The following is an 8,536-nucleotide window of genomic DNA, read 5'->3' on the forward strand; positions in this document are numbered from 1 at the left end:
CCAGGAAAAATTTATATTTTTTCAATTGTCTACTTGACGGGGAGCAATTCAATTTCTATTTTAGTGCGACAGCCCCTGTCCCTTATAAATTCGCCTCAAAGTATTGTTTCATATCATCATATGCTGCGTCTTCGTTACCGCCCTCTATACAAACCATCACCTCATCGTTACATCTTACACCTAATCCCATCAGAGACAGAAGCCTCGATGCATCGACTTCTTTGTCCGCTTTCTTGATCGTCACCATCGAATCCAGAGACTTCGCAAGCTTCACAAACTCTCCTGCCAGTCTGGCATCCTCCTCTTTTACTTCTTAGAAAGATAAGAACAGCCTAATGCATCTGCCATCCGCATAATCTGCACAATATCTTCTTCCCCATAAGTTCTGCTGCATGCCTGCCAGGATACTGCTTCCAGAGATTCCCTTGCTATCAGATGTAGATTCCCTTCGGAAGGTTCTATCTGTAGATCATGAAAGCATACCGGAAGACCGACATCCACACAAAAGCTAAGCACTTGATCTATCATCTCCTGATTATAATGCTCCGCTATCATCTGACACACGACACCGAATCCAACCCTTTCGCCATGCATCATCCGTTCTCCTTCTGGAAGAACCGTAATCGCATTCCCAATCGCATGTGCCACAGAGCAGCCGACATTCTCAAATCCAAGGCCACTCATAAGAATATTACTTTCAATAATATTCTCAAGCGCCGGCACCAGGATATGTCTCTCACATGCCAGCTTCGCCTGGATTCCGTCTGCCATCAGGGTGTCAAAGCACTCTTTCGCGACCGCCCGTCCGCTGAGTGTGCTCACAAATGGCTTCTTGTCACACCACACATAGTTCTCATGCTGTGTCTGAACATTAGAAAGTCCCTCAAAATACGTGGACAATGCATCACCGATACCTGCCACCAGGAAACGGACCGGAGCATTGGCGATCATCTTACTGTCTACTAAGACCAGATCCGGATTCTTCTTATGCAGCATGATCTCATTCATCTTTCCCTCTTCACTATACAAGATGGACATTGCACTGGTCGGCGCATCGGTAGACGCGATCGTCGGGCAGACTACCAACGAACACTCCTGATCCGCCGCGATTACTTTCGCCACATCAATGGACTTCCCTCCGCCTATCGCGATCACCGTATCAATGTCACTTCCCACTGCCTGTTCCTGGAATTCCCTGATCTTACTTCGGGTAACCTCTCCTTCAAATACGGCACTTTGAAAGGTACTTTTACTGTTTTCATAGATCTCTGCCAGCTTCTGTGTCCATGTATCAAAGAAAAATACATCAATGATATAGAAATGCTTTGTACCGAATCCACTTGTATAACTCTCAATTTCTTCCAGCAGGCCGGGACCCTGCAGGTAATGTCCCACAGACCCCCACGCCCGGTAATTTGTATTTCTGCTCATCTTGTCACTCACTCCATAGATCATTCTGTCATATTGGCAACCCGCATTCCTTCTCCAAACAGGCTTTCCCAGTCTGCCTTAAAGGTATCTAACGTCTTCTGTGTCAATGGATGTATCGCCATCTTCTCAAGCAGATCCAAGGTTACTGTCACATTGTCAGCTCCCGCGAGGGCTGCCTTCTCCAGATAATTTACCTGTTTTAGCGATGCGGCAGACACTTTGCACGCAATCCCTTCCATCACAAATGCTTCCTTGATCTTTCTTACTACCTCAATTCCATCTCCACCTGAATTATCAACACGGCTTACATACACTGCAACACAATATGCGCCCGCCTCTGCCGCCAACATTGCCTGGTTAAAATCATAAATCGCAGTGCAGGAACATAGAATGTCTTCTTCCTTTAAGAGACGGATTGCCTTGAAGCCTTGTGGACACGCCGGGATCTTGATCATTGTATTTCCCTTGATCTCTTGGCGTATCTTATGCGCATCCTCAATCATCTCTTCTGCAGTATCACCCATTGCCTCCAGATAAAATGGAGTGTCCTCACCGATCACTTCACGGATCATCTTTGCATTCTGAAGGAAGGTTCTTCCTGTTCCCCTTAGACAATTCACCGCTATACTCGGGTTCATGCTAAAACACCTGATTGGGTATAAGTCTGCCACCTTTTTGACCATCTCAAGATCGCCAGTATCTAAACAATATTCCATAATTTCTCTCCTCCGTATTTTCTATTTATCTTTTATCGTACCTTTAGCCCAGGATTCCTATCGCCCCAAGCACAATGCCCAGCACCATGATACCGATCACCTGCACAAGAACACTTACATGCTTCTTATTCAATTTATAGAGTCCCAATGTCACCGCCATCGGAAGCAGGCACGGGAAGATACTATCCAGAGTCTCCTGTAAGGAAAATGCTGTATCATTGATATTGAACGCGATCGGTGTCGTTACCGCGACAGTCATCGCTACCATCGCACCAATTACCATCAATCCCACGATTGCCATTGCCATCGTCAATTTCTTCATCAGGTCTCCCTCTGACAGCTTACTAATCAAAGTATTACCAAGCCCATAGCCGAACTTCACTCCGAAGTAACGAAGTAAGATCGTCGGGATATTGTAGATCAGAAGGAAGAGTATCGGTCCTAACAGACTTCCGCTCATGCACAGACCTGCTACAATACCAGTCGCGATCACACGCAGTGTTCCTCCGATCAGAGAATCACCAATACCTGCAAGAGGTCCCATAAGAGCTACCTTCATGGCGCTGATGGAAGAGGTATCGAACTCCTCATTATTGGCATTCTCTTCTTCCATCGCCGCTGCCACTCCACAGATAAAAGGCTGCATAGCCGTCTGACAGTTGTAGAATTCCATATGTCTCTTATATGCATCTATCCTGTCCTCTTCTTTGTCATATAATTTGTTGATGACCGGTATCATAGCAAACTCAAATGCCATATGCTGCTGTCTCTCATAATGCCATGCATGTGATGTGGTAAATGATCTCCAGAAGAGACTCTTTAACTGCTTTTTCTCTAATGTTTTTCTAGAATTCATTGTCATCATCCATTCCTCCCTGTAATGCTGGTTGATTCGGTACAAAATCCTTCACGATCAGTAAGATTCCCACTATAACAACTGAGAAGCATACAATACCAACCGTAGATATTCCCATATATGCGCTTAACAAGAATCCTAACAGGAAGAATACCGCAACCTTCTTGTTCATGATCATATTGATAAGCTGCGCAAAACCAAGTGCCGGCAGAATGCCTGCTGCGATACCGATACCTGTCGTCAGCCATCCTGGAATTGCGTTAACCACTGCCGTAACTGAATCTCCGCCAAAGAGAAATGCACCAAAGGCAATCACTGCGAACGTCAGGTCAAACAAGAATCCATTACTTAAAAATACACCTTCAATCTTCATATACTTACCTTCCTCGGCAAAGCGGTCCGCCGCCTTTGCCATGATCGGCGTAATGACGCCATAGAACAGATTGACAACAAACGCTGACAAGATTGCCGCCGGCATAGCGATCGTAATTGCGGTCTCCATACCTTTTCCCGTCGTAATCGCAAATGCTGTGCCAAGGACAGAACCTACGATCATATCTGGCGGAATAGAAGCTCCGATCGCCTGCATCCCCATAAATATAAGTTCCAGTTGGAATCCTATCATAACGCCTGTTGGTATATCCCCTAGTACAATTCCCACCAGAGCACCCAGTACAAGCGGCCTTCCAAACATTGCTGTTCCGATAAAATAATCTGCTTTTCCAATAAACACAATAAGTCCGATCAATATTGCCTGTAGCATATATATTTCCTCCTCAATTAACTCAACATGTCTTTCGTAACAATCTTTTTCTTCTCTTCTGGCACCTGACGAATCTCAAGTTCAATTCCATGATCTAAAAGCTCTCCCAACAATCTGCAGTCATTGTCGTCCACATAGAACGCCGTATCCAGCTTTCTTCGGTTTTCTTCAATCTTGCTTCCTCCAAGATTCACACTCTTGATCCTCTCACAAGCCTTCACAAGATCATAGGCATCCTGTACATTTTCTACCACCACCATAAGCTTATACTTATCTGTGACTCCGCTGTTAATCACTTTAATAGAATCTTCGACACTCTTGATCACCAGCTTTACACCTGCAGGCTTTGCCAGTCTCATCGTCGCCATGCGCATCTCATCTTTTGCCACCGCATCAGATACGATCAAAATCGCATCCGCATTCAGTGAACGGCACCATACGAAAGCTACCTGTCCATGCAGCAATCTATGATCGATCCTACATATCTTAATCATCTACTATTACCTCCTACATTCTCTCCAGACAGGATTCAAACTGTTCTACTGTCTGCCTGTCCCACTTTTCGGGATTCCTAAAGCTTCTTGCATCCACATATTCCATAGAAAATCCGCCCCTATACTCATTTGCCTCAAATGCCTTAAGAACTTCAAGCATATTCCGCTCTCCCAGTCCCCACGGCATATGTCCGGTCGGACAGCCTGCCGGCTTACCATCCGTAAAGTGACAATGTATAATATCCTCTCCAAAGAGTGCAAACCATTCTTCTATAGACTCTGACACTGCTCCTAATGCTCCAAGGTCCACTGTCAGCTTAAAGTTTTCGCGATCTACACCATCCTTGATAAGCTTAACCTTTTCCTTTGTATTAGCAATATCTGAAGAGTGATCCCAGATACTTTCCATTGCAAGGCTTATTCCATATGGATCTGCGATATCACATAAGCTCTGCAGCATTCTGATTGATCTTTTCCTTGCTTCATCTACTTCTTCATCATGGTAGTTCCACCCCGGTGTTACAAGTATCTTGTCACAGCCCAACTCTGAGGCAAGTATGATCACATTCTGAAAATATTTTCTTGTATTCTCGATCAAAAGCTCAGATCTTGCAGCTATATTATTCGGTTTCGGATTATTCTGTTCTGGACAGATACAAGATATCTGTACGCCAGACCGCTTCATCAGACCTTTCAATTTCTCAGGGCTCTCAGACCACATGCTATTTATGTAAAAATGCTGTGGACAGAGCCACAATTCTGCATGCTTAAGGTTCATCTTCTGACAAGCCCGGAAGAAATATTCCAGATCATAATAGCGATAATGGATATTCATCGCGTATAATTGATCCCTATTCATATTTGTATCAAAACTCCTCCTGTTCTTTAGAAGCAACTTCTACCATAGGATTACAGAAACAGATCATCTCTCTTCCAGTCTCCAGCGCTTCTTTAATACTTTCGGATATACAGCCGCCATCTTCTGCCATTGCCAATTGGATCACTAACGGCAGATTCATCCCTGAGACAAGCCAGAATCTTCTATTCTGTAATCGCTGCATAAACTCGTTATTCACACTTCCGCCAAATATATCTGTAACTACTATCATCTCATCATCCTCCGGGAAACTGTCGAATAGTTCGTTAATCTGGCTTTCTAGTGTTATTCCTTCCTTGACATATGCACATATAGTATATATCTTCGCGGACTTCCCCACGATGATCTGTGCACTATTCTTCATTCCCTCGGCAAGATAACCATGGGATGCTAATACTAGTCTTTGCATAAAAGCTCCTTTCCTATATTTACATCTTTATCTGACAAAGTCTTCATGATCTCGGCCTTACTTTGCCCAGATAAAGTTGTAATCAAAATTGATTCTCGTTTCCCTCCACTTTTACATCATTCTTGATGTATTCATGCAGATACGCGATCTCACTGACCGGCAGTTCTACATTATAGTGGCTTACCAGTGTGTGGAAACTTTCATTTACGATATTGATAAATTCTTGCTGTTCTGCCTCAAACGCATCTAGATTCTCATAATTCTCAATCGGCGTTTTTGTAACAAGGCGTTCGATCAGAAAGCAGATGTGCATATTGATCCCTATCACTGTCTTGCTCAGGAATCTTCTCTTCAGCATCTGCTGCAGAAGGGTTGTTGCATCACTTACATAATCTAATAGCTTCTGAGCATTTAAGATCGTTAGATTCTCAAGAACTGACTGCAGTGAAAAGTTTTTCAGCAGCTTCTGATTAAAGTACTCGATCTCTCCTTCCTCCAGATAATAAGACAGAACCTCATCCACTACATTAATGTTGTTAAAATTCATGATCTCTTCCAGTGTAACCGACTTGACACCTGGAATCCTAAGACTCAGCGTCTTAACCAGAAGCAGTACATCGTATTTTTCAAAAATGACATCCTTGCTGCCATTTTTGAATAACGCGTCATAATCATATGCTATCATCTCAAGCGGTATCGGCTTAGGAAGACTGTCCTTAAACAGCCGGGTCAGCTTCTCTGCAATATTTCTTCCCGCGTCACTTGCGAATACAATTGCCTTCTCTCTCTTTGTGCGGCTGATGATACTATACCTGCATTGATTCTCCCTGCATACCGTCTCCAGGATATCCCGCATCTTCTCTCCTGCCAGCATCTTTTCACCTATATGCAATGCCAGGATCGTGGAAACATTATTGATGATTCCAAGATTCATAGAACCGTCAATAATCTCTCCCAAGCCTTCCAATGACCCTGTATCTACCATCAGGATCATATTTTTAAAATAACTATTTTTTTCAATGAACACAGATAATTTCTGGATGACATCATGGATGGAACTGTCAAGCGGCATATCGATCGCTTCAAATACCTGTACTTGTAAGATCGTATTAACTGTATCTACAATAGAACTTGCGGTCCTATAACCATGGCACAGCACAACACCTGCTGTATCTATCAGCTTCAATTTGTGATTATAAGAATAAATGTTCATCATGATAAACACTCTGTTCATATAAGAAAGCTGTATGTTTGTATTAGACTGAATCTGTTTATCGAGAAGCTCTGTAAGACAATTAATATTCGGCATATTATCGACCAACAGATTATAAATCTTCTGGATCTCCTCGCGGTGCTCCCTCTCCCAGATCTGTATCCTTGAATTATGATTCTGCTGTGCAACCATCATTCTTGCGATTACATAAGCACAATTTACTGGGAAATTAACATTGTAGGAGCTTCTAATACTTGCGATCATTTCAACGACGATCTTCTCCAAAGGCCTTAGTCTCTCATCAAAAAATAATTCCTGAAAGATCAATATATCATAATAATACTTTAGTGTCTTTTTCCCTAGTTCCAAAAATGTCGCAAAGCTTTCCCCTGCGCCGGCAGAATATCTATAGTTATCCAGAAGATTCTTCCACAGCTCCAGTATCTTATCTGCCGCAGGATCTGACTGGATCACATCTAATCTGACCAGAGTGGCATCCTGTTCTTTCATACTTATGCTTCCTTGCAGCTTTGCCGGCAGATTGTAAAGATAGATTTCCAACGATTCTTCTGATGAATCCTGCGCGTATGCATTTGCGCAGACCATAGTAACACACTGCTTAAGTTCGGCAATATTATGTTCAAACTGATAATTCATAAGCTTGTGTATCAATTTTTCTGAAAGATATAAGGTTCTGCCGAGTTGTTCCTGTTCCTCCTTAAAGAACTTCACGACAAATGCTTTCCTCTCATCTTCATTTCTCTCAATCCACGAAGGGATTTCACAGATCACAGGTACATTCACCAGTAATTTTCTGGAAATCTGTGAGAACATCTTCTCGTCGGCACTCATGACCAGACGGACATTTTCTTTTTTTACGCTCCGCCCCTTCTTCTTTGCCCCGTTGGCAATATACTCTGCCAGACGTTCCTGGACTCTGGCATTACATGCAGATATATCCTCCAGATACAGAATGCCGTCTTCCAGTTCTGATAATAGCTGCTCTAGCTTCTCATATTGTTCTCCATCACTGATCTGATTCAGCTTTATTCTCCGACTTTTTCTAGAATCACTTAACAATCTGTTATTCACACAATATTCCTGGATCAATCTCATCAGATAAGTCTTTCCACTTCCCGGCTCACCTTTTAATAAGATTGGAAGACCTCCTGGATATACAAGCGCGGACTTTATCTGCGAGATACAGTAATTTAGGCTGCCTTCATGGCCGATCGCTCTTTCAAAGTCCTTCTCTTCTGGAATATTACTCTTAATCTCACCCGAAAGTTCCTGGATACCCAGATACTCATTTTGGGCAAGCTGCATATGGAACTTACGTTCCAATCCTGCACGGTTCAAGTAATATACGGGTCTGGAGCTTATCTTGATTACGGTATCTTCCTTTACCAGCTCATTTAAATATAAGGAAACAAGAGAACGCGACATATTCAATTTATTACAGATGTCCAATGTTGTATAACGCGTAAGATGTTCAAAGTCAAATTCCTTTGTGATCTGCTCCAGATATTCGTAAACCTGTTCTTTTGAACTCCTGTGTGCCATATCAACACCTCCTCCTGCTCACCTTATGGCACAATTATATTCTGGGAATCTCTCTATGTCTTTTCTTCAAAAGATTCCCGACACTAAAAGAAGCTTTTATCAAAATTTTAACACAAAGTGACACTTTATTTTCTTAGTGTTAACATTTTTTGACTCAAACACTCAAAAACAGGCCAGTGGACTGTTTTCTCATATGCTTGGCAACTAAAAAAGA

The 8,536-nt window shown here is 42.7% G+C and carries 9 protein-coding genes; all 9 read right to left on the reverse strand.

Going from position 1 to position 8,536, the window contains the following annotated elements:
- Positions 1 to 82 precede the first annotated feature (82 nt).
- Positions 83 to 289, reverse strand: a complete 207-nt coding sequence (locus tag LI162_RS14705; protein ID WP_117827495.1) for an HPr family phosphocarrier protein — start codon at positions 287 to 289, stop codon at positions 83 to 85.
- A 17-nt stretch (positions 290 to 306) separates the two neighbouring features.
- Positions 307 to 1,431, reverse strand: coding sequence for a glycerol dehydrogenase (locus LI162_RS14710; protein ID WP_227156852.1), 1,125 nt, complete (start codon positions 1,429 to 1,431; stop codon positions 307 to 309).
- A 20-nt stretch (positions 1,432 to 1,451) separates the two neighbouring features.
- Positions 1,452 to 2,147 (reverse strand): transaldolase family protein, encoded by a 696-nt coding sequence (locus LI162_RS14715; RefSeq protein WP_004843808.1) that lies wholly within the window; start codon positions 2,145 to 2,147, stop codon positions 1,452 to 1,454.
- A gap of 43 nt (positions 2,148 to 2,190) precedes the next feature.
- Positions 2,191 to 3,012 (reverse strand): PTS system mannose/fructose/sorbose family transporter subunit IID, encoded by an 822-nt coding sequence (locus LI162_RS14720; RefSeq protein ID WP_117827493.1) that lies wholly within the window; start codon positions 3,010 to 3,012, stop codon positions 2,191 to 2,193.
- A complete protein-coding gene (locus LI162_RS14725) occupies positions 2,993 to 3,766 on the reverse strand; it encodes a PTS mannose/fructose/sorbose/N-acetylgalactosamine transporter subunit IIC (RefSeq protein WP_117827492.1) in 774 nt (257 codons plus the stop codon). Before LI162_RS14725 ends, LI162_RS14720 begins: the two co-directional genes overlap by 20 nt.
- Before the next feature lie 17 nt (positions 3,767 to 3,783).
- The gene (locus LI162_RS14730; protein ID WP_004843805.1) at positions 3,784 to 4,260 is read right to left on the reverse strand and encodes a PTS sugar transporter subunit IIB; all 477 of its coding nucleotides are present in this window, start codon (positions 4,258 to 4,260) and stop codon (positions 3,784 to 3,786) included.
- Between the two features lie 13 nt (positions 4,261 to 4,273).
- A complete protein-coding gene (locus tag LI162_RS14735; protein WP_009245596.1) occupies positions 4,274 to 5,119 on the reverse strand; it encodes a sugar phosphate isomerase/epimerase family protein in 846 nt (281 codons plus the stop codon).
- Between the two features lie 7 nt (positions 5,120 to 5,126).
- Positions 5,127 to 5,546 carry a PTS sugar transporter subunit IIA gene (locus LI162_RS14740; protein ID WP_009245597.1) on the reverse strand — a complete coding sequence of 140 codons (420 nt, stop codon included), beginning with the start codon at positions 5,544 to 5,546 and terminating at the stop codon, positions 5,127 to 5,129.
- 82 nt (positions 5,547 to 5,628) lie between these two features.
- Complete coding sequence (locus LI162_RS14745) at positions 5,629 to 8,322, reverse strand: PRD domain-containing protein (RefSeq protein ID WP_117827491.1); 2,694 nt, start codon at positions 8,320 to 8,322, stop codon at positions 5,629 to 5,631.
- Positions 8,323 to 8,536: the final 214 nt, after the last annotated feature.

This window comes from Mediterraneibacter sp. 210702-DFI.3.120 (genome assembly GCF_020561005.1).
In the GTDB taxonomy this organism is placed as follows: Bacteria; Bacillota; Clostridia; order Lachnospirales; family Lachnospiraceae; genus Mediterraneibacter; species Mediterraneibacter faecis.

Excerpts from the sequence above, each read along its gene's own strand:
- LI162_RS14710 (WP_227156852.1), bottom strand. The coding sequence starts at position 1,431 with ATGAGCAGAAATACAAATTACCGGGCGTGGGGGTCTGTGGGACATTAC.
- LI162_RS14715 (WP_004843808.1), bottom strand. The coding sequence starts at position 2,147 with ATGGAATATTGTTTAGATACTGGCGATCTTGAGATGGTCAAAAAGGTG.
- LI162_RS14720 (WP_117827493.1), bottom strand. The coding sequence starts at position 3,012 with ATGATGACAATGAATTCTAGAAAAACATTAGAGAAAAAGCAGTTAAAG.
- LI162_RS14725 (WP_117827492.1), bottom strand. The coding sequence starts at position 3,766 with ATGCTACAGGCAATATTGATCGGACTTATTGTGTTTATTGGAAAAGCA.
- LI162_RS14730 (WP_004843805.1), bottom strand. The coding sequence starts at position 4,260 with ATGATTAAGATATGTAGGATCGATCATAGATTGCTGCATGGACAGGTA.
- LI162_RS14735 (WP_009245596.1), bottom strand. The coding sequence starts at position 5,119 with ATGAATAGGGATCAATTATACGCGATGAATATCCATTATCGCTATTAT.
- LI162_RS14740 (WP_009245597.1), bottom strand. The coding sequence starts at position 5,546 with ATGCAAAGACTAGTATTAGCATCCCATGGTTATCTTGCCGAGGGAATG.
- LI162_RS14745 (WP_117827491.1), bottom strand. The coding sequence starts at position 8,322 with ATGGCACACAGGAGTTCAAAAGAACAGGTTTACGAATATCTGGAGCAG.